The organism is Mesorhizobium onobrychidis, from assembly GCF_024707545.1.
GTDB lineage: Bacteria > Pseudomonadota > Alphaproteobacteria > Rhizobiales > Rhizobiaceae > Mesorhizobium > Mesorhizobium onobrychidis.
Genome location: NZ_CP062229.1, coordinates 1607501 through 1634114, shown reverse-complemented (window position 1 = coordinate 1634114; position 26614 = coordinate 1607501). Strand labels below are relative to the sequence as shown.

Below are 26614 nucleotides of genomic sequence, written 5' to 3'. Positions count from 1 at the left end.
CAGATGTCCGCTGCCTGGGCCACTCGGTCCACGGTGTATACGGTGTTCCTCGACCTGCCGAGCGCCACATGCACAGGCTTTTCAAACCGCTGGTCTTGCACGCATCCTCCCGAGCCCGAACGCGACTCAATTCGAGATGAACCAATAGGTTCCCGGGCCTAGAACGAACAGAAGAACCGAGACGCGTCTGCGCGCGTCGGCCTCAACCTCTCCCACGTCCCTGTTATCGCCTCGGCTAATATATCGCATTAGCCTCCGCGGCTGATTTCCCCGAAATACGACCTGAGTTTGTCAAGGCAATGATTGAGGTCGTTCATGTCCGTTCGTATAGTTGGCCCCTCGCAAAGAAGCCTCCTATCCTTGTAGCGCACTAGGAAATCTTCATGCCATGCGGCGGCTTCAGGCTTTTCGTCTTTGCGCTGGCCCAGGCGTCGGAGTGTCGTCGGTAGGTCGCACCAGAGCAGTGCCGTTGGCATCCAGAGCCGCCAGCGGGCCTTAAAGAAATCGGCTGGTACCAGCGTAGCGATTGTCAGCCACCCTCGGTCCAGTACTACCGGCCTGCCTGCGGCACGATCCAGCGCTTCAGCGATGCCGCGCAATCCTGCATTCAAGACGCCTTCGCTGTCGCCGCTATTGTAAGCAAGCATCAGCGTCGCGCCATGCGAGTTGCCGAAAGGACGCAAATACTGCGCACCCACGCTGTCCGCCAGCAGTCTCGCCAAGGTCGTCTTGCCGGCTCCATCATGCCCGTCCAGCGCAATTACCCGATCAGTCAACCTGGAAACCCCTAATAGGGCAACAGACGCACCAATTGCTGCTCGTCGTCGAGCTCGAGCCAGTAGTGTCGATGCGAGGCCTTCTCAAGTACCGCTCGTGGTTCGCCAAGCAGTTCCATTTGCCCTTTTGGTGATACCCGTGATCCCGAATTACTGGAATCGGGTTGGAGCAGAACACTATCCTTTTGCATAGTCACAGCCACGCGCGTTCCTTTGCCGGGTTCCATCCGCAAAGTTTTTCGCGCTGAGAGTGGAAGCGTCAGCACTCCACCGGGAGATATTTTCGAACTCCGGTTCTTAATGGTCATGATGGGCATCGCCAGCCTCCTCCTTCTCTTGTACGAATACCGACTATGAAGCGAATATGATCTGATACAGCTTCTCATATCGATCCAGAACGGCGGCCGGCTCACCGCCCGACCGCCACTGGTCTTTGTCCAAAGCGTCACTGTCGTCGGCGGCGCGGCTTCGCACCCGCATGCAATCTGGACTAATCTCCCCGAAAATGACCGAGCCCGTGCGATCGATGAAAAAGCAAATGTCGATGAGCTGAAGCCCGCGTTCGGCAAACAACTCTTCTATCCACGCGAACGTGTCGCGCGCCAGTTGCTTGGCGCGCGCACAATCGTCGATCCAGATGCTGGCATAGTCATCGGACAGCGGCTCGTCTGCCAAGCGTTTGCCATGTTCGTCTTCAAGCGGATTGCGCCAGTCGAAGCATACGACCGGCGTCTCGAAACGGCTCCAGCGCGCCAGGGGAGCTCCACCGAAAGCAGTCTCATGGCCCTCGGTGTAGCGATAGCGATGCAGCGGGGAGCCGATGTGGTATCGCTTGACGCGAACCTCGAGATTTCCAGGCGTCACGACGTGCTCCGCCAGAAGAAGTCCTTGGTCACTGTCGACCAGGCCGAGGAACGCATTGGACAAATGCCGCGGGCCAGGTCGTCGGGTCATTGCGCGGAAAAGCTCGGCACAGAACTTCGTGCGTACGCGCTCGGTCCCCGGAACGATTCCGTACCGGTTGTTGGTGAATGAATATACGGACGGCAGAAGCTTGGCGACGGCAATTCTGGGTGTGAGAAGGCGTACTTCCTTGCTCTCTCCGACCGCCAGAAGCTTCAGTTCGTTGAAGGTAACGGAAAGACTGCACAGAACCTGTTCGAGCATTGAGCGGGTACTGCCAACCAAGCATATGGGAATGACCTCTCCGGACGGGCCCTCAATGGTGAAACCATCCGGCACTCCATCTAGAAATCTTATGGGGAGTTCGAGGTCCGCGCACTGATCGAGGAGCACCTCAGATGCGTATCGAAAGGACGTTGCGGCTTTTGCCACGTTTGCTTCTCACTCACTTGGGCGCAGTATCCGAAAATCTTCGTCAAGGCGCCTCAGCGTCTGTTCTGTTGCAGTGGCGGCCGCAGCCAGAGCGTTTGCCGGACGCTCCGTCACACGCTGCTGCTGACGTACAGTATCAAAGCCGCATAGCTCAACCAACCACTGCTGAACCTTTTCTTTTGGCCAATACCTGCCAGCCGCACCGAAGGTTCCCTTTGCAATATTGGCAGGAATTTTCACAAAGTAACTATATAAATTTCGTCGATCGTTGCCATCTGAATTATTTTCCTTCAACGCATGTCCGACCATGCCAAGTTGCTGGCGCAGGCGGACCATGCCGAAGCTGAGATTGCGCGCCAGAAGCAGTGGAGTCTGCTTGTGCGGCAATTCCACCTCGCCGAACAGGCAAAGGCCATAATCGGCGAGATTATCGCCCGAGAGGAGTTGCATATTCCACAGCTGCCGAGGGGTGTAGACGCCAACGTTCAGCTCCTTCCCGCCCCAGGTTGGGCAAGTATTGGCCAGCTTTTGCAGGGTCACCGTTTCGTCGTCGACCACCAGCACCACGTCATAGTCGGCAAATTTCTCACTCAAGACGCTGGAGCCATATACGATGATCGCCTGCAATCCTTTCACGCTGTCCCGCAGATCAGCGAGGAAGCCGAAACGTTTCGTCCGCGGATCCGATGTATCGATTTGTTTGATGCTGGCTCGCTCAGCGGTCACAGAAGCGCCAAGCCGCTCGACCACGTGATCGAACAATTGCCGCAGGTCGAGCAGCCTTTGGACCTTTGAACGATCCGTTCGGGCTGCCAACGCTGCTACAGCGTCGCAAAGGCCAATTTCCGCCAATTGCGGCATCTGCGCCTGAAGAAGGCCGGCTTGCCAAAGCTTGTCATACTTGCTCCCGATCGTTCCATCGGACGCCCTGTCTTGCACAATGGCGGCCGACATTGTGACGGACGCTAGGAACAGGACTGACTGAATCCAGAATCGTGTTTGTTCGCCCGTGTCTGCGATCAGGCCATCTGAACCGGGATAAGCCATTCTCATGCTGGCGGCTGCTGGACGCGGATGCACGGCCTCGAAAAAGCGAGGCTGAAACAGGGATGACCAGGACAGCGTCTGGGGTGAAATGCAGCGAGAATTTGCCAGACCCTGTTGCCAAGCCCATCGATGGATGTCGATCAGATCGGCCTCGCAATAGTCGCTGCCGAGGAGAATAAAATCGACAGTGAATGGCTGCGCCCTCCAGGATGGCGGATGCTCCACGCGATGCACGTCCACTACCGCTTTAGGAGTCGGCATCTGCACTCAATTGGTTGGGCACCAGTTGTTAGTTGTCAAACGGCGGGAAGCGTAGGCGTTTCCGCCGCTGAAAGCCAGCCGGCACTCGCGGCAATCGAAGGGTGTAGGAGGACTTGAGAATCCAAGTATCGAGACGTAAGGCCAATCACGACGTCTCAGCGCAGACGATGCAATCCTGGAGCAAAGACAGCCGAATCTGCTGCCTGCATGTCCTCGTGTCGCTGTTGCCGGCTCCAACCGACGTCATCTGTTGGAAAGCTAACTGCTCTTGAACACCTGCAACTGGCACAGGCAGAACCCTGAATGCGTAGCAGCTATCTGCAGATTCCTTCTCGAGCACAAACTGGTTGTCTAATTTCAGCCGTGGGACGTTGGGGCTCTTCCGATCGGTGGTCGAGCAACGTGAGACCGGCGATCTTCCTTTGCTTGCCAAAATCTCAGTCTTGAAATTAAGACTCGCTCTCTGGGAGAAACGACTTGAAAATCAAGCATATTGGTCTCACTCTCCTCTCGTGTTTGTGGGGGCGGCAATGGGCTATGTTGAGGTATTAGGTGAGGTAGAAGTTTTTCAATATTGGCCTCATGGAGTATCTGATGTCGACACTTTGAAATTTATTCCGGATTTGACAACCGCGACGTACTTTTCGGATAGCGCGCCAGTTAAGGTTGGCACGTACTTCAAACACGGAGGCACCTTCCAGCCGGACGACAACGAGCCGGGCGTAGAACGATTCAAGGCAATTCTCCGCGGCAGCGGCGGAGGTTCATTCTCAGTTCGTCTGCAAGGCATCGATGCGCCGGAGACTCACTATGCCCCAAATTTTCGCGAGGGCATGTTCGATGGCGACTACGCCAAATGGATCGCCAAACATATGTCGCGGCAAATGTCGTACCGGCAGCCGTACGGCAAGCTGTGTACGGATTTCTTTGCTAACGGATTGCGCTCGAAGCTCGGCATAGGTCCGTATGACCCCGCGAACCCTGAAGTCAAGGTCACCGCAAAGCTCAAGGTACTGGCCGACAGCATTAACGGTGCTGCAGATGTTTTCGGTAGGGTAGTTGGATACGTTGCGATTTCGCACAACGGGCAGGACGTCGTCTTGAACAATGCTGCTCTGTCGGAGGGGTTCGCTTTCTGCTCCTTCTACGGGAGCATGACGTTGCACGAGATGCAGCGTCTCGCCGACCTTTTCGCTGCTCATGGGTCGGACGGTGGACGAAGATCGCAGTTGAGGAGCAATGTTTCAAACCATTTGCGTGACTTCGAGCCAGGGCTGTGCACGACAAAATCTATGCGTGACACCGATCTAGACGACAACGGTGCCAACTCAATTCGAGGAACGGATTCCTTCCGCTCGAAGTGCTTCGATCCGAAGCTCTTTCGGCGCTGCGTAGATTGGATCGGACGACGAGAAGCGCTCAACGATGCCAGCACATTGCTCGACTACATGCGAGCCAACGACGAGGAAGTGGTGCTGTTAAGCGACTTCGCCGCCGCGAATGGCGACTGGACCCAAGCCCGAAAGTTCTCGATGGGCTCTCTTATCGGCCGCGACGGCGCCTTTCGCTACAAGCCGGGCGACGTCGTCTTCGAAGCCCGTCCGATCACTATCGTCGACGATCAGCGGCGGCCTCTGCCTGACAGCTTCCTGGCGCCTTATCCTTAAGTCACGTTTGCCGGTGGCCATCTGGCTGACGCCAAGGCATCCGCAATCTGCTTCAGGTTTGCCTCGGCTACCCCGAGTTGGCCAGGCGCATGTTCCGAGGTGGCGAGCTCTGCCGCAGTTTCGGCGAGCTCGTGAGCGCACTCAGCCGCAACGGCAAGTGCAATACTTTCGGGAGCGGGAAGCGTGACGTGACGCGTCAGCCCGAAGGCAGCGCCCGCATGCGAGCCGTCGCCTCGGCCCGATGAAATCTTGGCGAGCGCTTCGCCAAGTGGCTTGATCACCGTCGTCATCGCGTTGATTGCAGTATCGCAGAATAATTCCGCGACCTTGCTCGCCGGGCCAGACGCAAAGGCATGCTGCAGTAATCGCAGCATCAGCGAGTAAACGTCGTCGAACAGATCACCGAGTTGGCTCGCAAACGGGTCTCTGATCAGGTTGATCTTTCCATGGGCGTTCCAGTCGCCGCGGATTCGGGGCACAGGATTTTCAAGTACCGGTCGCGCAGGTTCGAAGGCGGGGTCGCGTTCTTTCTCTCTTACAAGTGAAGCCAATGTCCGTTGAAAGACAGCAAAATGGGAGTCTCCTCGGTCGTAGTCGGTCCCTTCACCTTGCTCCGTAATCATGTCGATCGCAGCGAGGGCCGAGGCCCTGTCTTTGATCGGAATGATGTTGGGGAAGTGAGTGATGTCAGGCCCCATCTCGCCTTGGGCGCCTTGAAAGAAAAGCTGGTCCTCCGGCAGGTTAAGAATCTGCTCGCGGATGAGCGCATAGAGCTCGCCGACCGATCGATAGGCTGCCGGCGCGTCATCGTCGGTTCGCGTATCGACAGGAAGGATGAGTTGGTCGGCCGGCGTTTCGTATGACACAAAGCGATGGAGCGCGGACGGGCCAAAGCGCTCCAGAGCAAGAGGCAGATCGAAGCCGTAGTACGAACGGCGTTGCGGGAAATTCGGTCGCAGATAGTACGGCGATCCGCCCACCGCCGCGAGGATGTTCCAAGCTTGCGCAAGATGGAGCATCTCTTCGGCTGCGACCATGTAAATTTCTGAGGCCCAGAGCCTTACGGCCTGAAGCTGCTTCCAGCTCAACCCACCCTCGTCGAGGTCTTGCTTGATCGAGAATGCGGCGAACAGATAGGAGCATGCTAAGCCGTGTTCGAGTTCGCATGCCTCCGTGAGCAGGCTTATGAGGCGTGATCGGCTTGCCTGCATGAATCTACGATCCCCTTTGCAGCAACGAGGAAATCTTCGATGCCGCCCGCAGCGCCAGGGCTGCGACGGTCAAGGTTGGGTTGGCTGTTCCACCAGTGGGAAAGGTGGAAGCGCCGACGATAAAGAGGTTGTCGTGTTCATGAGCGCGGCAGTGCTGGTTTACGACCGAGCTACCTGCATCAGTTCCCATCCGCGTTGTACCGATGATGTGACCTGCGCCGGAATAGGTATCTTTCGGTTGAGGTTTGCGATCAGAATCTGGGATCTCGAGGCGATCGAAAATGCTCGAGATTAGTGCCGCGGCCTTTTCGAAGGCCAAGCGGTTGTAATCCTCCAGGTGCAGGGAAAGCTGGGCGCGTGGCATGCCAAACGAATCGGGTACTGCATCAGCAAGTGTCACTCGATTGTCGGCGGAAGGCAGCATCTCGGTGGAATAGCTTATTCGGAACTGCCGGATCAGCCGATCACCTAACGCGACCCTCAATCGAGATCCGATCAAGCCGTCCACAAGCTTTTGTTCAAGAGCCGCAAACGGAGTCTCGACCCGGCCCATTCCGTCGTTGCCGATCGAGAGTCGGAAGGCGGCGTGCGACGCCCGAAACGTACCGTCGCGAAACGTATCGACGCCGACTGTGGTTGGTGGCCCGCGATAGGGGAAAAGCGGCTGCGGAACGACAGCAGCCATCTGGCCCTGGAGGTGATCCATTAGGTTGCGGCCGACCTGACCGCTACCGTTTGCCACGCCGGTGGGCGCCGCGTCACTGTCGCTCGAGATCAACAGGAGGCGGGGTGTTTCGATTGCGTGAGCTGCAATGACGTAAATGACGGCCTGGAGACGTCTCTCGTCCCGCCGCCCTTGTTCGTCCCACCGGGTATAGCGCAAAGCACTGACGCGTCTGGTCATGCTATCAAGCTTGATCCGTGTCACGACCGCCTGCGTGCGCAGAACCGCACCAGCGGTCGTAGCCTTGCTGACATGCACAGTGGCATCGTACTTCGCGCCAATTGGACATATGGGAACGCAGGACGAATTTCCGGCGCAGGCCGGCCGGCCGTCATACGGTCGTGAGTTTCGGGCCTGGGGCGTGGTCGACACGCGGACATCGGCTCCCTCGAAGGTCAAACCCTCGACGGCCTTCGCAACGACGATATCGCCGTAAGCCGGCCATATCTTGCTCATTGGGAAGGCACGGCTACGGTGTGCTCCGTGCAGGCCATTGAGTTCCGCATGATCACCGGCAACACCGAGCTCCGTCTCGGCTTCACAATACCACGGCTCCAGGTCGTCGTAATCGATGGGCCAATCCACGCCCACCCCATAGGAGGTCGCCAATCGGAAATCCGCCGGCACATGGCGCGGCATGTTGCCAAGCATGTGCCACGTCGACCCGCCGACCCGGCGCAGATACGTACTTTTGAAAGGTGAAGGCCCCAACTGGATGTAGTCCTTTTCGGAATCGGGGCTCCAGACTGGAGACGGAGGCCGGTTGTCGGCATATGGTGAACGTGGTGTTTTGATTGCCGCAAGCGAATAGTCCGCCACGAGATCCTGCCGGTTCCCGCCCGCCGGCCCGGCCTCGAGCATCACGACGCGGTAGTTGGCGGCGGCCAAACGGTAGGCAATGAGGGCGCCAGCAACACCGGCACCGACAATCGCGACGTCGCAGCGGTCAAGATCATCAGACATCTGGAGCGTACCTCCAGTGGCCAAAATAGCCGCCGGAAAGGCCCGGCGGATGGGCTCGCGCAGCGCGCCATATCAGTCCCCCGAAATACGCCTCTTCACTAACGAATGCAGCTTCGACACCATTCTCGGCTAAAAGGCGCCCGGTGTACCAGAGATGTGCGAGCCGTCGTGCCGCATGGCCAACCTCCGGCTGTTGCTCCATCGTGGCGATCAAGGCCGCCTCTGGATCGGCATTGGCCTTCGCTTCATCGATAGCGATCGCGAGGCTGGCGAGCTCCGAAGCCCAGTCAGGCCTCGCGGACATGATCGTGGCGTAGACCTGTTCAAGCTCCCCGCCGATATCGGAGTAGCCGGTTACAAACCTCGACATTTCTAGAAATGTCGCCACGCCCTTGCTATCCTCCAAGATACCATATTTTCTACTCCCTACCTTTTGCCTGAAGCAAGCCGTACGCCCCGATTGTCGGTCCACATCTATGTGACACAGAGGCACGGCCTAGATGGCGCTAGCCACCGCGGCAGGCACTCCCAAGTGCTGAATCAAACGAGCTAAGACTGACACAGCTTTGTTACTTGTGACATTACGCACTCCTACAGCCAAGTCTACTGGATAGGCGGGCGTTCCCTTGATATCTTCGGAGCCGAAATAGAAAAAGACGCCATCTTGGAGGGGGAACTGATGATACGAATTGCATTTTTCTTCCTTGTCTGTCTTTGCCTTTTGGGTAGCCAGCTTTGGGCTGACGAACCACGCCCGCCGGTGCGAGTGGCCGTGGTTCAGTTAAACTCTTCCAAGGTCGGAGACTTTGGCGCGATGTTAGGTTACGCGAAGGCTGCGAAGGACCGGGGGGCCGAGATCGTAGTCTATCCGGAAGAGGCGGTTTTTGGCTGGCTCAATCCAAAGGTGTTCTATGAAGCGCAGCCAATTCCCGGTCAGGCGCAGGCCGCCTTCGCGGCCATTGCTAAGCAAGCAGGTGTTTGGGTTGCGACGGGTCTCGCAGAGAGAGGTTCAAAGATTGCCTCCAACCCGGCCATCTACGAGGTGTTTGACTCCGGCATACTAATAGATTCGGAGGGCCGGTTAGTCCTGCATTACCGCCAGCACAACGTCATCAAAAATGCGTTCAGTGAGTGTCCGATTAAGTATGGGTCGCAAGGTTGCAGCTACACACCGGGTCCGCTGAGCGATGTTGAAGTCGTCGAGACCCCGTTTGGTCGCATAAGCATGCTAGTATGTGCCGATGCATATACCTTTGACACGTCGACGTTAGATGCCCTGAAATCGCTGAGGCCAGAACTCGTCATTGTTCCTTGGGGCGTTACGGCGGGATCGGCCGCAGAGTGCGGCAAGACTGGCTTCAATGCGACGGGCTTCGCAGCGCAGGCGGCGGCACATCTCGGATCGGCGTACGTTGTCGGTGCCAATTCCGTGGGATCACGTCCCTACGGCCGGTTTCTTCCTTCCTGGTACTGCGGGACTAGTGGCTATGCGACCCCCCAGGGAAAGGTCGGTGGCGTTGCCGACGAAGAGCAAGAAATGGCGATTTTTGATATCCCGCTTCAATAGGCCTAGATCAGCAGACTCCTCATTTGCCTGACGCGCGAATTCGAGCGTAGGGGGATGAGGTTGTTCCCGATTATCGCCGTTCGGCGATCTTGTCCAGAAGTGAACTCACCAGGCGACGCCGGCGGGTGGCTCCAGGGAAATCTTCCCCTTCGTCGGCGGTACTCAAAGGACGATTTTTTCAACGGCACCGGCGCCACAGCATGGACCGGAGTGGCCCAGCGTCACAAAATGTGGGGGGTGCGTAGCAAGATCTCAGCATCTTCCTTGCTATAGGCGGGCCAGCGAAACGGGAGGCTGCGGAAAAACCGGCGGAGCATTCCTAAGGACCTGGAAGTCCCCACACCTTCACGCGAGGGACGAGCCACTCCGTAGTAATCCTGCATGACTTCAGACACCCAAGAAGGTTCGATCGTCTTTTGTCGGGGGCCAAAAGCGTCCATCCATGGTTTGATGTCCAAAACGGGCGAGCCGTCGATGGCGTCGAGCCCTCGCACAGTAAGCGAGGTGCCATTCCGCGCCAAAATCTCACAACGTGAGACGCCCAACCAGTTGGGGCGATCCTTCACCCTCTGGGAGAGCACGCCAATTGGAGGCAGGTGGGCGAGGCCGCGTGGCGACCGCAGGTTGAGGCTCAGCGGCTTGCCAGCTACCCTGTGGAAGGAAAAGACCACCTCTGCATGTGAGAAGCTTTCTAGCCCTTCGAGGCTGTGGCTGGGGACGACTGAGGTATTAAGTTCCAATTCCGATACTACATCGCCCCAAAAATCATCCGAAAGATCTGCGCGGTCATTACGCACAAAGGCAACGGGTGTAAGTGTAATGGGCACTGCGCCCTTTTCGTCTCCGGGCCAAATATTGCCGCGTGCGAGAAGTTGGCCCGCCTCGACCCGGTCGAGTACGATGAAATTGCTGTCGGAGGAACATTCCAGACCGCGCGCGAGTTCGTTGGAAACGAGTTGGATCAGCGCCTTGGCTTGCGCTTCGCTATAGGAAGATTTGCAACGAATCCGCACCAGCGGACCGGCAAGGTCGTTCGCTGGCGCGTCTTGCCACCCGGGGCGCCAATAGTTGCCTTGAGCGACGGGGTGCCACATGGCCCAGCAATGATCTTTCGGAATCTCGAGGAGCTCGGTGACGGCGGCGCAGAGGGACGCAAGAAGGCCATTGGGTGGGGTCTGTCTCGGGTGGTGGATGTCGATAATGGGCATAGCAGCCTCATGGTTTGAAGGCGACATAGAGTGCCGTGCGGATGGGCATCCGGAAGCCAGACGTGTCATGCCAAATCCCGAGGGCGGCAAGTTCCCGAGCGGAAGCTTTTGCGAGCATACTTTCGATCTCACGGCGGGCGCTGTCATCGGTTTCGGCAATCTGACACCAGCGTTCAATTGTGACGCCCGTTTCGCTTTCACTGAGCCCGCCCTGCATCTCTTCGATTGAAAGGCCTGCTGCCCGTAGAAAGCGGCACCATTCGATCTGAGTATAGCTTCGACCATGCGTGGGATCGTGCAGTACTTCGAGGCTGTGGTTGAGTGCGTCCGCGGTTGGATAGAACGCGCCTTCGAGATCAACGATCACGCAATGACCGCCTGGGGCCAACACGCGGGCGATTTCGGCAACTGCCTTCGCGGGATCGGAGAAATGATGCGGAGCGAGACGCGACAGGACAAGGTCAAAGCTGCTGTCCTCGAAGGGCAGATCCTCTGCACGTCCGTCTACCGTTGCGATCTCCAGACCCAAGCTCCGGGCGCGATCGGTAACGGCCACTAGCATAGAAGGCGATGGATCGCAGAAAGTCACGTGCGAGGCATGCGGCGAAAGAGTAAAACCGAAATGGCCGGCGCCGCATGCAAGATCGAGCAGTCTGAGATCCGAGCGATCCGCGAACCGCTCCTTGACATAGGCCATGGAGGCGCTAGCGCGATGCACTTCGCTAGTGACGTAGTTCGATGCAATTCCGTCAAAGCGTTTGGCCGCAGCTTGCGGATTCATGAACGTATCTCCTCAGTCTTGCGTGCTTTTGAATCGGGAGGGGTCGCCAGCCCGAGTCGGTGGAGCACGAGTGGCAACAATAGTGCGACCGCCTCACGGTGGTTCGGGCCGATGCTGCCCGCCGTTTCGAGGCCGTGGCCGGCGCCAGCCAGAATGTGAAGCGCACTGAGCGTACTTGGCCCGGTGACCAGGTTATTTCGCGAACGCGGCCCATATTCGCGAGGGCCCTCGATATCGCGGAGTGTCTCCTCGCCGTGCCCAAGATAGCCTACGTGATCTCGACCTCCGTAAATTAGATCCACGCTGCGGATGCGACCTACCGGGGCGACGGGATTCTCAATGACACCGCTGAGCAGGAAGAGAGCGTCGATTCGACTGGCCGTGTGGCGCCGGGCAGCGAGCGCCAGTGCGCTCTGTGTGCCGAGCGAGATTGCCAAGACGGCGACAGGACGAGTGTGTTCCTCTAGCAGAGCCTTGCTCGCCAGATCTGTCCGCAGTGCGATCAGAGCCTCATCGGTGTTGGTCAGGCCATCTTCACGTAGAGGTAGCCGGGGATTAATACAGACGACCCCGTGCACCGCCAGCGCCTCTGTCAGCGCGCGCATTAGCCACGCGTCAGGAGTAGTCCCGTTCATATCGCGTGTTTTGCCCGATGACAGCAGGACGACCATTGCGCGGGCTTCACAATCCAGTGCGCTTTTCAGCACTGGCCAGTCTGCCAGCCAGCCAAGTCCTTGCTGATGTGAACTGACAGATTTCCCCATCAGGCCATGCCTCAACGCTTGCAGGCCACAGCGTCGGCATCGCCGATCGTCTTGTGCAGGTAGTGACTGATGATTTCCTCATGAACTGTCTCACCATCAAGCGTTGGGCGGACGGAGCGGCCATCAGCCGACATTTCCAGAAACCCGGTTTTGAGGAGGTGCCCGAGCACAGTTGAATAGGGCTCCACGTGCAGTAGATCGACTGCATATTGCGACTTGAAGCGCGCCAGCTCAATCGGTTGATTCGCCTTGAAGGCAAAGCCCAGGACGGTAGCAACCGTCTGACGCGCATCAAGGTGCCGCCCGAAAGACAGAGGAGGTTCCGTCGCCCCGTCGCGCATATGCTGAAGATAGGCCGCAATATCCTGAATGTTATGGGTCTGGACTACCTCGTGGCGGCTTCCCGAAAGCCAGCCATAGGCTCCGGGCCCGAAGGCAATCATGGTGTCGAAATGCTGCCATTTGTTGCGTGAGACCTGTGGGATATTGCCATTGGGATAGGTCCCCAACCTGCTCCACCAGCCGCAGGGGCTTGGGTAATAGCTATTGGCAAGGAGAACGTCAGTGATCGCGTCGCGCATCGCGTAAGTCTGGGCCAGAGTGGGGAAGAGGCCCTCGCTGGCCATGTGAGTGATAACCTGCGCGTTATTCCAAGCTGATTTGTTGCCGATGCCCATTTCATGACGGAGCGCATTGCGAAAACGATAGATCGTGATGGTTGGCACACCGCGCGCGACGAGTTCCTCGATATCGGTGACCACGGTTTCGACATCCTGGTGCGGCAGGCCGAACATCATATCGACGTTGAACGGCTTCCCGGTAGCGGCGAGCTTATCGATGGCGCGAAGCGAATCTGCAGCACCGTGCTTGCGGCCAGTGAAGCTGGTTACTCTGTCGTTGAGTGACTGGACGCCGAGGCTGAATCGGTTGAACCCAATACGCGCTGCATCTGCAGCCTCAGCCTCAAGAAAGTTGTCCGGATTCCCCTCGAGCGTGATTTCCGCGTTTGGGGCAAGCGCGTAATGTTCGCGAACATGAGCCAAGATACGCTCGAGATGCCATACTCGCAGGAGAGACGCAGTACCTCCACCTAGATATAGCGACTGGATGTCGGCCCGTCCAAGCCACTCACATCGGTCAAGATAGAGAGTGGATTCTGCGATTAGAAGGTTGGTCCAGAGATTGAGTGCCGCACCGTCATCGTCGCGTGGGGCCAGTCTCTTCACATAATTGCAGAACTTGCATACGTAGTCGCAGAGGGGCACGTGGAAGTAGAGGTGCGCGGGCTTGTCCGCGCCATCATGGGTCCTTATCTCGCGAAACGTCTGATCCGCTAAGAGTTTGTTACCCGTTTGAGAAGTAACGTTGATGTTGTATTCTTCTTGACCCTGCCGGAGTTCCGGGTGTGCGTCTAGAATCTCAAGTGCGCCGTGTCGTGGCCTACGCAGTGCGCGGGCACGGCGGGGCGCCTTGTGCTCGTCCGATCGCAAATCGCGGTCCAACGACTGAATGTCGATGGATATGGCCTCGTTCATCATGTCGCTCTCCTGAACTCTGGTTGATGAGCAGGCTCCCCCCGAACGCCATGGCTCGGGGGGAGGAAAAGCGCTAACGTGCGGCGGTCGCGGCCCCTACGACCGAGAGGACGATTCCCTCCTTACCTGGACTGAGGGTGAGTGTGTGGAGGTTGCCCGCCTTCAGGGCGCTGGCCGCACCCACCATAGCGAGCGTGATACCATCCTCGGCCATGTCGAGGTTGATCCGGGAGATGCGATTGCCTTTTGATGCACTCACTCTTACGCCGTCGGCCGGAAGCGTTTTGAAGACTTGTTTTTCAGTCATGGTCTCGTTCTCCATTCTGAGTGTTGGGATGCACGAACCGATGCCGCTTAGGCAGTCTCGGCATGTGCGACTTGGCCCTGGGAGGGATCGACCGGACGTCGCGCCGCTTTGAGCGAGAGCTTGTAGCCACTGCGGCGGCGCTCCTCCCAGTAGGCATTCGAGCGGAGCATGAACTCGCGCAGGTATTCGGTCGCGCCGCACCCGGTCTCGGAACCTGAAACGTTCAGCGCGAGGGGCGGGCAGCGGAACTGGCACCAGATGCCGTTTGCCTTGACCGCGCATGTTGAGCAGGACTCGTAGTCGTCAAAGGTGATTTTTCGGAAGTTATCGAAGTCCTCTTCCCAGATCTGGTGGAATGGCTTTTCGGTGATGCTCGACGCCTGGTGGATATCGTTGCTCATGCAGTTGGAGCATGGATAGACCTTGCCTTGGCTGTTAACGTAAACGACTGAGCGTCCGCACTTCTCTTGGTTGGTCGCGCGTTCTAGGCGCTGACAGAACTTGATGGTTTCAACCCCACGAATCTCGGCCCTCGATTGCAAGCCAAGAGGTTCCCCAGATATGTCGCGCGCTTTGTGAACTTGCCCGGGCGTGATCGTGGCCGGCGGCAGCTGATACTTGTCCATACAGCGTCGATAAATGTCGAAAACTTGGTCGATAGCTTCCCTCTCAAGAAGGATATGAGGATTGAGAAGGGCGCGTCCGATCGGGTGCGTTTCGAGCCATTGGGGGCGCGGAAATTCATTTTCGGCGCACCAGTCGAAGATCTCTTCGACGTCTTCCAGGTTTCGTCGATGGACAGAAATTGCAGTGCGCAACACATGGCCACACTCGGTCATCCAGCCATAGATGTCGCGCAGCTTTGGGAAGTTCATCTTGCCTCTGATCGTGCGCTCCGGATGCGCAGTGTCGAAACTGATGAAGAAGGATTGTCCCGGCGGAATCGCTTGCAGCTTTTCGCGGGTGATGAGGGTTCCATTTGTGAAAATCTGCGTCGAGAAGGACTTTGTCCGGGCGTGTTGGATGATGCGCACGGCATCCTTGTGGGCGAAGACCTCGCCTCCCGTAAGAAATACCTGGAGTACTCCCATTTCGTCGAAGGTATCAAGGATGCCGAGAATTGCGTCGGTGCCGATCTCGGCTTGGCGCTTCGGGCCGGACCATGCGTAACAGTGTTCGCATGTCAGATTGCAAAGGTTGGTGATCTCAACAAAGGCGATAGCTGGCGCGGACAGATGGAATTGTTCGATATCGACCCAAGGCTCGCGCAATAGGTAAGCGTTAAAGTCCACGCTTTCCGCGTTGGTCACTCCAGCGTTGATGTCGTGGATGATGTCTGCCAGCTGCGGGTGAAAGAAATCCACGCGACCATCAGGCAAGAGCGCGACAACGCTCGCGAGATTCTCTTGGAACGGTATCCTATTTCCCATCGAGTCCTCCTTTCGGACGCGGCGCACGGTAATCGCCGCTACGACGCAGGCTGGCTCAGCGCTTCGACATTAAATGCCGTGTCTTGGAGATCTATGGCCACGGCCACGGCCCGAACTGAGCCGGCGATGGGGCATCACTAAGCGCTGTCAGGGATTTCGAGCGAAATTGCTTCGGCTTCGAAGGCAGGGATGATGTGTACATGGACGGCCTTCAAACGCACACAGCTTGCGAGGAACGGCGGAAAACTCAGTGCTTTCAGAGGCAGACGCATAATCGGACGTGATGCAGACGTCCCGAGAGTTCGCTGATTGTTTGCGAATGGGACACTTATGGGAGGGCCGATACCCCCCTGCACCCTGAGGAGTCCGTTGCTTTTTCGTGTGCGTTGGGTGATGATGAGGAGACTATTAGAAGTAATCTAAACGAGCATAGAATACTTCTGCCAAAATAATGACCTATCAACGACGTCAATGCCGACACGAGTTCATTCCTAGCGATGGATTTGAGCGTAATGGTTTCGCTGATCGCACTCGGTGGTCTTGTAGTTGGCGATGTCGACTTAGGTCACAGAATTTCTCTCAGCCCCAAGGAGGGAGAGCTTTTCGCCTTCATCCTGACCCGCAACGGGCATCGAGTTAAGAAGGCACGGATTTTTTCTGATTTCTGGCCCGACAGAACGGACGGCGATGCTCGACAGGTCCTCAATACTTGCATTTGCGAAATTCGAAAGAAGCTGAGCCGCTTCGAGGAGAAGGTGAAGATCGGAAGTCTGGACGTCACTCGCGACGAGGTGACCTTTGTCGGCGAGGCGCGGGTAGATTCTGTGACGTTTTCCGCTGCGGTCACGTCCTTTTTGTCGAGGGCCAACGCGTCAGTCTTCGATGAATTGGGCGATCTCGAGCTTAGTAGAGCATACGACGTGCTCTCATCATATAAAGGCTCCTTCTTGGAGGGGTACGACACTGGATGGATCAGCCCGGAGCGGACAAGACTTGAAGAGTTGTACTTGCAAGGCAACCGGATGTGCACGCGCCTTTTCGCGAAACGTGCGAGAATAGAGCCGGCGATCGAGAGCGCGCGAAAGATACTGGAGGTTGACCACTTCCACGAAGGTGCGCATTGCGACCTAATCCGCCTTCTCGCGCTTAATGGGCAGCGCGCTGCGGCGCTTCGGCAATACAACTACTATTCCGATATCCTCCACGATGAACTTGGTATCGAACCCCTCAAAGAGGCAGCGATCTTAAGGGAAAAAATTGTGACTGGTCGCCTTTTCGCCGATTTCGACACAGAGTTGCGCAAGGTGGGAGAAGCCTTGTGTCCGTCAAATGCTGTGGCGGAAGCTTGAGTGGAGCTCCGGATTAGGACACGCAAGGTCATAGAGGTTGGCGTCTTGACGGAACGGCGGGTCGGCGATTCGAACGTGGGCTTCGCATTCGGAGGGGGCGCTCTATCCAGCTGAGCGACGGATGCATCTTGCTTACGCAATGCCTACGCGGAACTTCCGCGACTGTATAAACCCTCGCGTAAGTCCTTGATCTTCTAAGTTCTTTTTTCGCTCCATTTCGTCACCCATCGACTTGACACGAGCCTTCTGAGGGCATCAGCTAGCCTCTGTTCCAAATTGGAAAGTTTTGGACTAAGCCGCGTGCCTCCGATAGCAGAAGAACGCCTCTTCGATAGTCGGCCGTGAAGAATTCGGAAGCCGCTGATATCGTATAGGAATCGTCGACTTTTCTGACTTCCTAATTGCAGGTAACGGCCAGTTTGTGGATAGTTTTCTTGCAATTCCAGTTTGCGATTTCGCCGCCTGGCGAAGCGTGATTCACTGCTTTCATCGCAGTGAATCGGGGCGATGGGCAGACCACGCGAGCGGCGCGAGACTGGAGAACAGGATCTGTTCCGCGCTCGCCTTGATCAGATCCTCAACATGAACCACGAGCTGGTGCGGCTGGCCCGCACCATCGACTGGCCGGTGCTGGAGGCGCGCTTCGGTGCGGTCTATTCGGACGGTCCCGGCATGCCGCCGCTGCCTACCCGGCTGATGGCGGGGCTCGCCATCGTCAAGCACACCTTCAACCTGTCGGACGAGGTGCTGTGCGCACGCTGGATCGAGAACCCGTATTTCCAGTATCTGTGCGGCGAGGAGTTCTTCCGCCACGACCTGTCGTTCGACCGCTCCTCGATGACGCGCTGGCGCAGCCGCATGGGCGAGGAGCGGATCGTCGCGCTTTTGCAGGAAAGCCTCAGCATTGCGGTCAAGACCGGGGCGATGAAGCCGGCCGACACGCGCCAGGTCATCGTCGACACGACCGTGCAGCCGAAGAACGTCATGTTCCCGACCGACGCCAAGCTCATCCACCGGGCGCGCGAACGGCTGCTGCGGCTGGCCAAGAGGAAGGGGCTCCGTTTGCGCCAGAGCTATGTGCGGGTCGGCAAGCTGGCGCTGATCAGCCTGTCAATACCGGGTGAAATTTCCCCAAAAGTGCCGAAGTAAAATTCCCCAATTATGCCGTCTCGGACGGCATTGAGAATTGGGTATTTTTCGGTGGCCGACCGCGCGGCCGTGATGGTGGCGCGAAGGACGGGGGAGTAATCAGGGCTTTCGAACGGACGTGTTCAGGCATCAATTCGGCATGCTGTCGCAGCCTGTAGCTTGATCCTTCGATCTGAACGACGACGGCATGATGCAAAAGCCTGTCGAGAAGCGCGGTAGCGACCACGGCGTCTCCAAAAACATCGCCCCACTCTGCAAAGCCGCGATTGGACGTCAAGATCATTGCCCCTTTCTCGTAGCGGGCGTTGACGAGCTGGAAGAACAGATTGCCGCCGCCGGCGATGACCGGGAGATAACCGATCTCGTCGACGATCAGCAGACTTGGCCTACAGAAGAAGCGGATGCGTTCTTGCAGCCGTCCCTCGCGCTCGGCCCTGGACAGCGCTGCAATGAGATCGGCCAAGGTGCAGAAGTAGACGCTCTTGCCCGCTTTGACAGCTTCGACGCCGAGCGCGATAGCCAGATGGCTTTTGCCAGTTCCTGGCGGCCCGAGGAAATGGGCGGCCTCGTGCCTTTCGACGAAACCCAGTTGCGCGAGCGTGAAGATCCGATCGCGATCGAGGGAGGGCTGGAAAGAGAAATCGAAGCCGGCGAGCGTTTTGATGGTTGCCAGCCGAGCCATCCTCAACGCCGTTTTTATGCGGCTGTTCTCGCGCAGGGTCAGCTCTTCGGAAAGGAGAATGTCGATCGCTTCGAGCGCCGACAGCTCGCCATGCTCCAGGCGGCGGACAATATGGTCGAGTGCTTCAAGGGCACGTGGCATCTTCAAGCCGACAAGGTCATGGCGAATGCGGTCGATCATCGACGGCACGGCATCGAGAGCGGCGCTCATGGGCGGTTCTCCTGGGCCATGGCTCTGGCAACGGCGTCGTAGAAGGCGAGCGGCCGCTGTGTGACCCGGTCTCCGGATCCATGAAGAATGATCTCGTCATTGTTGACGCGCGATCGCGATCGCGGCGGTGAGCGAAGGGTTCTGTGTCCTGGTTCGACGCGGCGCTGATGGCGACCTTCCAACACCGGATGCACAGCAATCAGCGCGCCGTCTTCGAAGATTCGAACCTCATTGGCCAAGGTGTGAACCTCGACGAGCCGCCTTCTGGTGGCGTCGGGCACGCTGTAGGCGTTTCCACCAACGCTCACCATGCCCTCTCGGGATATCCTGCGCTCAAGCCGCAGAACCGATCGGAACGGAGCCAGTGGCAAGGGACGCAGATGAAGGCGCTCTTCCGCGAAGGCCTCGACGACGACGCGCTGCGTTGTGGCGTGCACGCGCGGGTTGGCAACGACATCCAGCCATTGCCGCAGTTGGGTGTTAAGATCATCAAGGTTGCGAAACGAGCGCGCCAGGAAGAAGTCTTCACGAATATAGCGGAATGGTCGCTCGACCTTTCCCTTCGTCTTGGCCCGATATGGTTTGCAGGCCTTTGGATGAAAGCCGAAATGGCGGGCGAGATCGAGCAGAGCGCGGTTATAAACAATGCCGCCCGTTTCGCCTTCGCCGATGACGGCAGTCTTCATTCGGTCGTAAAGGATCTCGCGCGGAACGCCGCCGATCGCATCGAACGCCGCGGCGTGGCATCGCAGCACCGTCGGCAGATCCTGATGCATAGCAAAGCGCGCCCAGATGAGACGGCTATAGCCCAGCACCATAGAAAACAGCCAGACGATCCTGGGGGTTGCCGGCTCGTCGGTGAAGACGACATGGAATTGGGCGAAATCCACCTGGGCCTGTTCGCCGGGAGCTGTTTCGAACCGAACTTCAAAGCCGGGTTCTGAGGTCGGACGAACGTCTCTGAGAAAGTCCGTGACGGTAGTGTAGCCACCGGCGTACCCACGATCCTTCAGTTCTCGCAGGAGCCGCCGACCGCTAAGGCCGGGATAGGCAGCAACCCGTTCACGCAGATAGGCGGTGAATGGATCAATCACCGTCGCCCGCGGCTTCCTTGGTCCGTAGGCAGGGGCCTCAAGGCCACGCTTGATGTATTTGCGGATTGTCTTTCGATCGACACCGGTCTGCCTGGCGATCGCTGACACCGACAGCCCCTGCCGGTGCATATCCAAGATCATGACTATCTCCCCGAGTTTGATCACCGCCATTCCCCTCTCGACCATCGAGAGCAGTATCGGTGATGACGTGCCGCCGGTCCTCCGGGGCGCGCCCCGGAAGACCGGCGGCAACGCTAAACTGGGGAAGATTCAAACGGCACTTCTGGGGAGTATTGATCCGGTATCGACACAGCCATCAGCGCTATGCCCACGCCAAGCAGTTCAAGCGGGCGAACAAGGCGCTGCGCAGGCTCAAGACCTATCTCGGCCGGACCATCCGCGACATCGGTCGCCAGATCGCCGGCGATGCGGGGCTGGACGCGCTCTTCAAATGGCCGCTCTACCAGGCGGCCACCGTTCTCGAGCAACGCCAGCGCCAGCGCGGCCGCAAGATCTACAGCCTGCACGCACACGAGGTAGAATGCATCGGCAAGGGCAAGGCGCATATGCCCTACGAGTTCGGGGTGAAGGTGTCGGTGGCCACCACGCTGAAGCGCTCCAAGGGTGGCCAGTTCGCCCTGCATGCAAAAGCACTGCCCGGCAATCCCTATGACGGCCACACGCTGGCAAGCGTCATCCCCGACATGGAAAAGACCATCGGCAACGAGATCGGCCGCATCCTCGCCGACGCCGGCTATCGCGGCCACAACGCACCGCAGAGCCACAAGTTCAGGGTCTTCACCGCCGGCCAGAAGCGCCGCGTCACCCCAGCCATCAAGCGCCAGATGCGGCGGCGGTCGGCGGTCGAGCCCGTCATCGGCCACATCAAGAGCGAACACAGAATGGGCCGCAACTACCTCGCCGGCCAGCAGGGCGACGCCCTCAACGCCATCCTGGCCGCCGCCGGCTACAACTTCTCCCTCCTGCTCAGGTGGCTGAAGGATTTTTTGTCGCTCTTGATCGCCGCGGTCCTGAACCGGTCGAAGCAGCTTGCCGCTTAGCGATCAAGATTGTTCACGGTCGACTCGATAGTGGGTGTTGCGATGTAGCGGTCTTCTGACTCCAACCCCCGACGGAAAGCTGAATCGATTCGCTCCGTGTGCTCAGCAGGTGAGTCCCGGCCAACCAGCCCTTTTCTAAGTCGTGGTATCCGATTCGCCGCACAATGGCGGCGCGCCCCTTCCGTTTTGCCTGCAATGGGTTTCCGATGGTCCCTGATGAATGCTCGGCACGGGATTCTGGAGGCATGGCAGGCAAACGAAATAGGATCAGGATCGAGGTCCGCGGCACTTCGGATGAACCCGAGACGTCTGCCGGATCTCCGGCCATCGCACACGCAGCTATCGTGCGCCTCGCCCGCCTAATAGGCCGTCAGATCGCTCGCGAGCAGTACGAACGTAGGCTGGCAGTCGAACCGCGTACGAAGGCCAGGACGCGGTCCACCGATCGCCCCTGAACCCTGCTTCGGCAGCGCGTTGCGTGCCCCGACGAGGCTTCCCCGCCGGGGCTTTTGCAGATTTGGCTTGCACCCATTTCGGGACCAAAGTAGGGTTGCATCATGAGGATTATTGCCCGTCGCACTTTGCGGGAGTTCGTCGACAGGCTTGAGAGGCAGAGTGACGCTACGCTAGATGCTTGGTTCGACGAAGTGAGCAAGGCGGACTGGAAGACTTCAGCGGATGTGAAGCGGCTCTACGGGACTGCCAGCATCGTCAGCGCTGAGCGGATTGTCTTTAACATTAAGGGCAATGCCTATCGCTTGGTGGTGGCGGTCGACTTCGAGAAGAGCATTGTCTGGATCACGTGGATCGGCACCCACAGGGCCTATGACAGGATCGACTAACGGAGGTGAAACATGGCGACTGAGCTAAAGCCCGTCCGTTCCGAGGCAGACTACGAGGCGGCGCTTGCCGAAGTGGAGCGCTTGTGGGGCGCAAAAAGCGGCACGCCTGAGGGCGATCGGCTAGACGTACTTGCGACGCTGATCGAGGTCTACGAAGAAAAGAACTATCTGATGGACCCACCCGACCCGATCGAGGCGATCAAGTTCCGCATGGAGCAGCAGGGTCTGTCCCGCAAGGATCTGGAACCGATAATCGGAACACGGGGCCGCGTAGCCGAGGTGCTTAACCGCCGACGCGGTCTCTCGATTGAGATGATCCGTAACCTGCACGAGCAGCTCGGCATCTCGGCCGAGGTACTAATCCGCCCCACCCGCCAGGACGAAGCCGCCTGTGACGGACGATAGAAGCCGAGAGGACACTCCAGATGACCCGTATCGCGCTTTACGCCCGTTATTCATCTGAAAGCCAGCGGGACTCCTCAATCGAGGATCAGTTCCGTATTTGTCGCGAGCAAGCAAAGCGGGAAGGTTGGAAGGTCGTCGCTTGCTATAAGGATGCGGGCATATCCGGATCGAGCATGATCCTGCGGCCTGGCATCCAGATGCTGCTGCAGGATGCCCAGGAGGGCCAATTTGACTTGGTGCTCGCCGAGGCGCTGGACCGGGTAAGCCGCGATCAGGCCGACGTCGCCACCTTATTCAAGCATCTGAAGTTCGCCGGCGTGCCGATCGTCACCCGGGCAGAAGGAGAAATCACTGAGCTCCATGTTGGGCTGAAGGGCACGATGAACGCGCTGTTCCTAAAGGACCTCGCCGCCAAGACGCATCGCGGCCTGCGCGGTCGAATCGAAGACGGCAAGTCCGGCGGCGGGCTTTGTTACGGCTACAAGATCGTTAAGAAGCTGGACCACCGCGGCGAACTGGTCAGAGGTGACCGCGAGATCGACGTTTATGAAGCCGAGGTCGTGCGCCGCATCTTCCGCGAGTTTGCGGCCGGTATCGGCCCGCGCACCATTGCGAAGACACTGAACGACGAAGGTTTTGTTGGGCCCGCCGGCAAGCCCTGGATCGACACGACAATCCGCGGGCACCAGAAACGCGGCTCCGGCATCGTCAACAATGAACTCTATATCGGGCGGCTGATCTGGAACCGACTTCGCTATGTGAAGGACCCTTCCACCGGCAGGCGCGTGTCGCGGGTGAATCCGGACTCTGACCGGATCGTGACCGAGGTTCCCGAGTTGCGAATCGTCGATGACCAACTCTGGCAGGCGGTGCGCACTCGTCAGAGCGACATCGTCGAGAAGTATGCCAATGTGACCGAGGCGGTGCGCGAGCACCACAGAAAGAACAAGCTGAACGGCGCACGCCGGCCGAAGTCGTTGCTGTCTGGCCTGATCTTCTGCGGCTGCTGCGGTGGCCCTTACTCGCTTCGTGGCGCTGGCCGCTTCGCCTGCTCGAGTCACATCGCCAACAAATCCTGCTCCAACAGCCGTACGATCCCGCGCGAAGAGCTGGAGAACCGCGTGCTGGCTGGCCTCAAGGACCGGATGATGTCGCCAGAGATAGCGGCCGAGGCCATGCGCGCCCATGCGGAGGAGACGAACCGGCTCAACCGTGAGCGCCGGTCCAATGGCGACGCATGGCGAGTAGAGTTTGAGAAGACCGGGCGCGAGCTGGAGAAGGCCATCAACGCCATTCTGGCCGGCGTGCCTCCCCTCACGCTCAAAGAGAAGATCGAGAAGCTGGAAACACGCAAGGCCGAGCTGTCCGCCCTCCTCGCTGACGTGCCGGAGGATGCCCCTGTCTTGCTACCGAGCGCCTCGGCGATCTACGCTAAGAAGGTTGCCCAGTTGACGGAGACGCTGAACCGACCGGAAGGGAGGGTAGAGGCAGTCGAGGCGTTACGCACGCTGATCGAGAAGATCGTATTGTGCCCCGGTCCCAATCGCGGCGAGATCGAAGCGATGCTTTATGGCGAGCTAGGCACGATCCTTAACTGGGTTGAGCACCAAGGAAAAACCACAAAAAAGAACACTCCCGCAGCGAACGCTGCGGGAGTGTCGGTATCAGTGGTTGCGGGGACAGGATTTGAACCTGTGACCTTCAGGTTATGAGCCTGACGAGCTACCGGGCTGCTCCACCCCGCGTCAATCTTAGAAGTAAGCCGTGGCTTACTGGGTTCAAGCTTCCGCTAACTGAAAGGGCCGCTTACGCGGCCCGAGCTCCCGTTTGGCGGGCCTGTTGGTAAGGAGAAGATTTGGATTTTGACGACGTGCGTTTTGCAGACCTGGCAGCGACCTACTCTCCCGCGTCTTGAGACGAAGTACCATCAGCGCTGGAGCGTTTCACGGCCGAGTTCGGAATGGGATCGGGTGCAGCCGCTCCGCCATAACCACCAGGTCGGCAAAGCGCACGTTGCTCGAGAAGCTGTTTTTGTGTGCCAACCATCTCAGCGCAATCCTTTGGATTGCGCTGGCGATGGGCATAGGGAATGAGAACGATCAAGCCGATCGAACTATTAGTACCGGTAAGCTTCAAGCGTTGCCGCTCTTCCACACCCGGCCTATCAACGTGGTCGTCTTCCACGGTTCTCAGGGAATACTCGTTTTAAGGTGGGTTTCCCGCTTAGATGCCTTCAGCGGTTATCCCGTCCGGATATAGCTACCCTGCTATGCGGCTGGCGCCACAACAGGTCCACCAGAGATCCGTCCATCCCGGTCCTCTCGTACTAGGGACAGATCCTTTCAATATTCCTACACCCACGGCAGATAGGGACCGAACTGTCTCACGACGTTCTGAACCCAACTCACGTACCGCTTTAAATGGCGAACAGCCATACCCTTGGGACCTGCTCCAGCCCCAGGATGCGATGAGTCGACATCGAGGTGCCAAACAACCCCGTCGATATGGACTCTTGGGGGTCATCAGCCTGTTATCCCCGGCGTACCTTTTATCCGTTGAGCGATGGCCCTTCCACGCGGGACCACCGGATCACTATGACCGACTTTCGTCTCTGCTCGACTTGTCAGTCTCGCAGTCAGGCAGGCTTATGCCATTGCACTCAGCGAACGATTTCCGACCGTTCTGAGCCCACCATCGCGCGCCTCCGTTACTCTTTAGGAGGCGACCGCCCCAGTCAAACTACCCACCATACATTGTCCCGGACCCGGATAACGGGCCGCGGTTAGACATCCATAGTGATAAGGGTGGTATTTCAAGGGTGGCTCCACCTGAGCTGGCGCCCAGGTTTCAAAGCCTACCACCTATCCTACACATGCCACTACGAATGCCAATGTAAAGCTATAGTAAAGGTGCACGGGGTCTTTCCGTCTAACCGCAGGAACCCCGCATCTTCACGGGGAATTCAATTTCACTGAGTCTATGCTGGAGACAGCGGGGAAGTCGTTACGCCATTCGTGCAGGTCGGAACTTACCCGACAAGGAATTTCGCTACCTTAGGACCGTTATAGTTACGGCCGCCGTTTACTGGGGCTTCGATTCAGAGCTTGCACCCCTCCTCTTAACCTTCCAGCACCGGGCAGGCGTCAGACCCTATACGTCGTCTTGCGACTTCGCAGAGCCCTGTGTTTTTGATAAACAGTCGCTACCCCCTGGTCTGTGCCACCCTCCTCCACTTGCGTGGAAAAGGGTCACGCTTCTTCCGAAGTTACGCGTGCAATTTGCCGAGTTCCTTCAGCATAGTTCTCTCAAGCGCCTTGGTATACTCTACCAGTCCACCAGTGTCGGTTTCGGGTACGGTCTATAAGGAGGAGCTATTTCCTGGAACCACGCAGCAGCCCTTTCAATCCGATAAGATTGGACTACCTCAATGATCCGTCACTTCCTCCAGGCCCACGAATATTAACGTGGTTCCCATCGTCTACGCATTTCTGCCTCGACTTAGGGGCCGGCTAACCCTGCTCAGATTAGCTTTAAGCAGGAACCCTTGGACTTTCGGCGGGGGAGTCTCTCACTCCCCTTACGTTACTCATGTCAGCATTCGCACTTCTGATACCTCCACCACCCCTCACGGGTATGGCTTCATCAGCTTACAGAACGCTCCGCTACCGCTCGTGATTGCTCACGAACCCTAAGCTTCGGTGTATGGCTTGAGCCCCGTTACATTTTCGGCGCAAAGACCCTTATTTAGACCAGTGAGCTGTTACGCTTTCTTTAAATGATGGCTGCTTCTAAGCCAACATCCTGGTTGTTTTGGGATCCTCACATCCTTTCCCACTTAGCCATAACTTGGGGACCTTAGCTGTAGGTCAGGGTTGTTTCCCTTTTCACGACGGACGTTAGCACCCGCCGTGTGTCTGCCGACTAGTACTCCCAGGTATTCGGAGTTTGGTTAGGTTTGGTAATCCGGTGAGGACCCCTAGCCCATCCAGTGCTCTACCCCCTGGGGTATTCGGTCGACGCTCTACCTAAATAGATTTCGCGGAGAACCAGCTATTTCCGAGTTTGATTGGCCTTTCACCCCTAGCCACAAGTCATCCCGAACTATTGCAACAGTTATGGGTTCGGTCCTCCAGTAAGTGTTACCTTACCTTCAACCTGCTCATGGCTAGATCACTCGGTTTCGGGTCTAATGCGACGAACTGAACGCCCTGTTCAGACTCGCTTTCGCTGCGCCTACACCTACCGG

General features: G+C 58.0%; 21 protein-coding genes, 1 tRNA gene, 2 rRNA genes and 2 pseudogenes (1 of these 26 only partly in view). 8 read left to right on the top strand and 18 right to left on the bottom strand.

What is annotated here, in order from left to right:
• Nucleotides 1–248: 248 nt before the first annotated feature.
• The 4 genes from IHQ72_RS08055 to IHQ72_RS08040 all read right to left on the bottom strand — a co-directional run bounded on the left by IHQ72_RS08055 (nt 249) and on the right by IHQ72_RS08040 (nt 3419).
• Nucleotides 249–776 (bottom strand): P-loop nucleotide/nucleoside kinase family protein, encoded by a 528-nt coding sequence (locus tag IHQ72_RS08055; protein ID WP_258121942.1) that lies wholly within the window; start codon nt 774–776, stop codon nt 249–251.
• 11 nt (nt 777–787) lie between these two features.
• Entirely contained in the window at nt 788–1093 is a 306-nt protein-coding gene (locus tag IHQ72_RS08050) for a hypothetical protein (protein WP_258121941.1), read from the bottom strand.
• 34 nt (nt 1094–1127) lie between these two features.
• Nucleotides 1128–1943: a phosphoribosylaminoimidazolesuccinocarboxamide synthase gene (locus IHQ72_RS08045; protein ID WP_258121940.1), complete on the bottom strand. Its 816-nt coding sequence runs from the start codon at nt 1941–1943 to the stop codon at nt 1128–1130.
• Between the two features lie 177 nt (nt 1944–2120).
• A complete protein-coding gene (locus IHQ72_RS08040) occupies nt 2121–3419 on the bottom strand; it encodes a hypothetical protein (RefSeq protein ID WP_258121939.1) in 1299 nt (432 codons plus the stop codon).
• Between the two features lie 530 nt (nt 3420–3949).
• On the opposite strand from IHQ72_RS08040, the gene IHQ72_RS08035 reads away from it, so the two are divergent.
• Nucleotides 3950–5086, top strand: a complete 1137-nt coding sequence (locus tag IHQ72_RS08035) for a hypothetical protein (RefSeq protein WP_258121938.1) — start codon at nt 3950–3952, stop codon at nt 5084–5086.
• Here IHQ72_RS08035 and IHQ72_RS08030 read toward each other — a convergent pair.
• From IHQ72_RS08030 to IHQ72_RS08020, 3 genes are read right to left on the bottom strand one after another with little or no spacing between them, the layout of a single operon-like run.
• Nucleotides 5083–6297 (bottom strand): ferritin-like domain-containing protein, encoded by a 1215-nt coding sequence (locus IHQ72_RS08030; RefSeq protein WP_258121937.1) that lies wholly within the window; start codon nt 6295–6297, stop codon nt 5083–5085. The two genes, IHQ72_RS08035 and IHQ72_RS08030, sit on opposite strands and share 4 nt — an antisense overlap.
• Before the next feature lie 4 nt (nt 6298–6301).
• Complete coding sequence (locus IHQ72_RS08025; RefSeq protein WP_258121936.1) at nt 6302–7984, bottom strand: GMC family oxidoreductase; 1683 nt, start codon at nt 7982–7984, stop codon at nt 6302–6304.
• Nucleotides 7977–8372 carry a sugar dehydrogenase complex small subunit gene (locus tag IHQ72_RS08020; protein WP_258121935.1) on the bottom strand — a complete coding sequence of 132 codons (396 nt, stop codon included), beginning with the start codon at nt 8370–8372 and terminating at the stop codon, nt 7977–7979. Before IHQ72_RS08020 ends, IHQ72_RS08025 begins: the two co-directional genes overlap by 8 nt.
• 291 nt (nt 8373–8663) lie before the next feature.
• On the opposite strand from IHQ72_RS08020, the gene IHQ72_RS08015 reads away from it, so the two are divergent.
• Entirely contained in the window at nt 8664–9551 is an 888-nt protein-coding gene (locus tag IHQ72_RS08015) for a carbon-nitrogen hydrolase family protein (RefSeq protein ID WP_258121934.1), read from the top strand.
• A gap of 221 nt (nt 9552–9772) precedes the next feature.
• Here IHQ72_RS08015 and IHQ72_RS08010 read toward each other — a convergent pair whose 3' ends face one another.
• The 6 genes from IHQ72_RS08010 to IHQ72_RS07985 form a co-directional block, all read right to left on the bottom strand.
• Nucleotides 9773–10759, bottom strand: coding sequence for an SAM-dependent methyltransferase (locus tag IHQ72_RS08010; protein ID WP_258121933.1), 987 nt, complete (start codon nt 10757–10759; stop codon nt 9773–9775).
• Between the two features lie 7 nt (nt 10760–10766).
• The gene (locus tag IHQ72_RS08005) at nt 10767–11540 is read right to left on the bottom strand and encodes a class I SAM-dependent methyltransferase (RefSeq protein ID WP_258121932.1); all 774 of its coding nucleotides are present in this window, start codon (nt 11538–11540) and stop codon (nt 10767–10769) included.
• The gene (locus IHQ72_RS08000; RefSeq protein WP_258121931.1) at nt 11537–12304 is read right to left on the bottom strand and encodes an alpha/beta fold hydrolase; all 768 of its coding nucleotides are present in this window, start codon (nt 12302–12304) and stop codon (nt 11537–11539) included. The genes IHQ72_RS08005 and IHQ72_RS08000 overlap by 4 nt, the downstream gene beginning before the upstream one ends.
• A gap of 11 nt (nt 12305–12315) precedes the next feature.
• On the bottom strand, nt 12316–13842 hold the full coding sequence (locus tag IHQ72_RS07995; protein WP_258121930.1) for a radical SAM protein: 1527 nt from the start codon (nt 13840–13842) through the stop codon (nt 12316–12318).
• A 70-nt stretch (nt 13843–13912) separates the two neighbouring features.
• Nucleotides 13913–14146, bottom strand: coding sequence for a hypothetical protein (locus tag IHQ72_RS07990; protein WP_258121929.1), 234 nt, complete (start codon nt 14144–14146; stop codon nt 13913–13915).
• A 47-nt stretch (nt 14147–14193) separates the two neighbouring features.
• Entirely contained in the window at nt 14194–15576 is a 1383-nt protein-coding gene (locus IHQ72_RS07985; RefSeq protein ID WP_258121928.1) for a radical SAM/SPASM domain-containing protein, read from the bottom strand.
• 512 nt (nt 15577–16088) lie between these two features.
• Here IHQ72_RS07985 and IHQ72_RS07980 point away from each other — a divergent pair.
• Together IHQ72_RS07980 and IHQ72_RS07975 are read left to right on the top strand one after the other, a co-directional pair.
• Nucleotides 16089–16925 carry an AfsR/SARP family transcriptional regulator gene (locus IHQ72_RS07980; protein ID WP_258121927.1) on the top strand — a complete coding sequence of 279 codons (837 nt, stop codon included), beginning with the start codon at nt 16089–16091 and terminating at the stop codon, nt 16923–16925.
• A gap of 507 nt (nt 16926–17432) precedes the next feature.
• Nucleotides 17433–18029 (top strand): annotated as a pseudogene (locus IHQ72_RS07975) (transposase); the annotation flags it as partial.
• 55 nt (nt 18030–18084) lie between these two features.
• Here IHQ72_RS07975 and istB read toward each other — a convergent pair.
• A complete protein-coding gene (gene istB, locus IHQ72_RS07970; protein ID WP_258118938.1) occupies nt 18085–18966 on the bottom strand; it encodes an IS21-like element helper ATPase IstB in 882 nt (293 codons plus the stop codon).
• Nucleotides 18963–20225: an IS21 family transposase gene (gene istA / locus IHQ72_RS07965; RefSeq protein ID WP_258123774.1), complete on the bottom strand. Its 1263-nt coding sequence runs from the start codon at nt 20223–20225 to the stop codon at nt 18963–18965. The genes istB and istA overlap by 4 nt, the downstream gene beginning before the upstream one ends.
• Before the next feature lie 149 nt (nt 20226–20374).
• Between istA and IHQ72_RS07960 the strand changes: the two are divergent.
• From IHQ72_RS07960 to IHQ72_RS07945, 4 genes and pseudogenes are all read left to right on the top strand, one after another.
• Nucleotides 20375–21121 (top strand): annotated as a pseudogene (locus IHQ72_RS07960) (transposase); the annotation flags it as partial.
• 557 nt (nt 21122–21678) lie between these two features.
• On the top strand, nt 21679–21963 hold the full coding sequence (locus tag IHQ72_RS07955; RefSeq protein WP_258121926.1) for a type II toxin-antitoxin system HigB family toxin: 285 nt from the start codon (nt 21679–21681) through the stop codon (nt 21961–21963).
• A gap of 12 nt (nt 21964–21975) precedes the next feature.
• Nucleotides 21976–22368, top strand: a complete 393-nt coding sequence (locus tag IHQ72_RS07950) for a helix-turn-helix domain-containing protein (protein WP_258121925.1) — start codon at nt 21976–21978, stop codon at nt 22366–22368.
• Between the two features lie 20 nt (nt 22369–22388).
• The gene (locus IHQ72_RS07945; protein ID WP_258123773.1) at nt 22389–24080 is read left to right on the top strand and encodes a recombinase family protein; all 1692 of its coding nucleotides are present in this window, start codon (nt 22389–22391) and stop codon (nt 24078–24080) included.
• Here the strand turns inward: IHQ72_RS07945 and IHQ72_RS07940 are convergent.
• From IHQ72_RS07940 to IHQ72_RS07930, 3 genes are all read right to left on the bottom strand, one after another.
• A tRNA-Met gene (locus tag IHQ72_RS07940) sits at nt 24037–24113 on the bottom strand. The genes IHQ72_RS07945 and IHQ72_RS07940 overlap by 44 nt on opposite strands.
• Before the next feature lie 138 nt (nt 24114–24251).
• Nucleotides 24252–24366 (bottom strand): 5S ribosomal RNA (rrf, locus tag IHQ72_RS07935).
• Nucleotides 24367–24463: 97 nt separating this feature from the next.
• Nucleotides 24464–26614: ribosomal RNA gene (locus IHQ72_RS07930) — 23S ribosomal RNA — on the bottom strand (it continues 657 nt past the right edge of the window).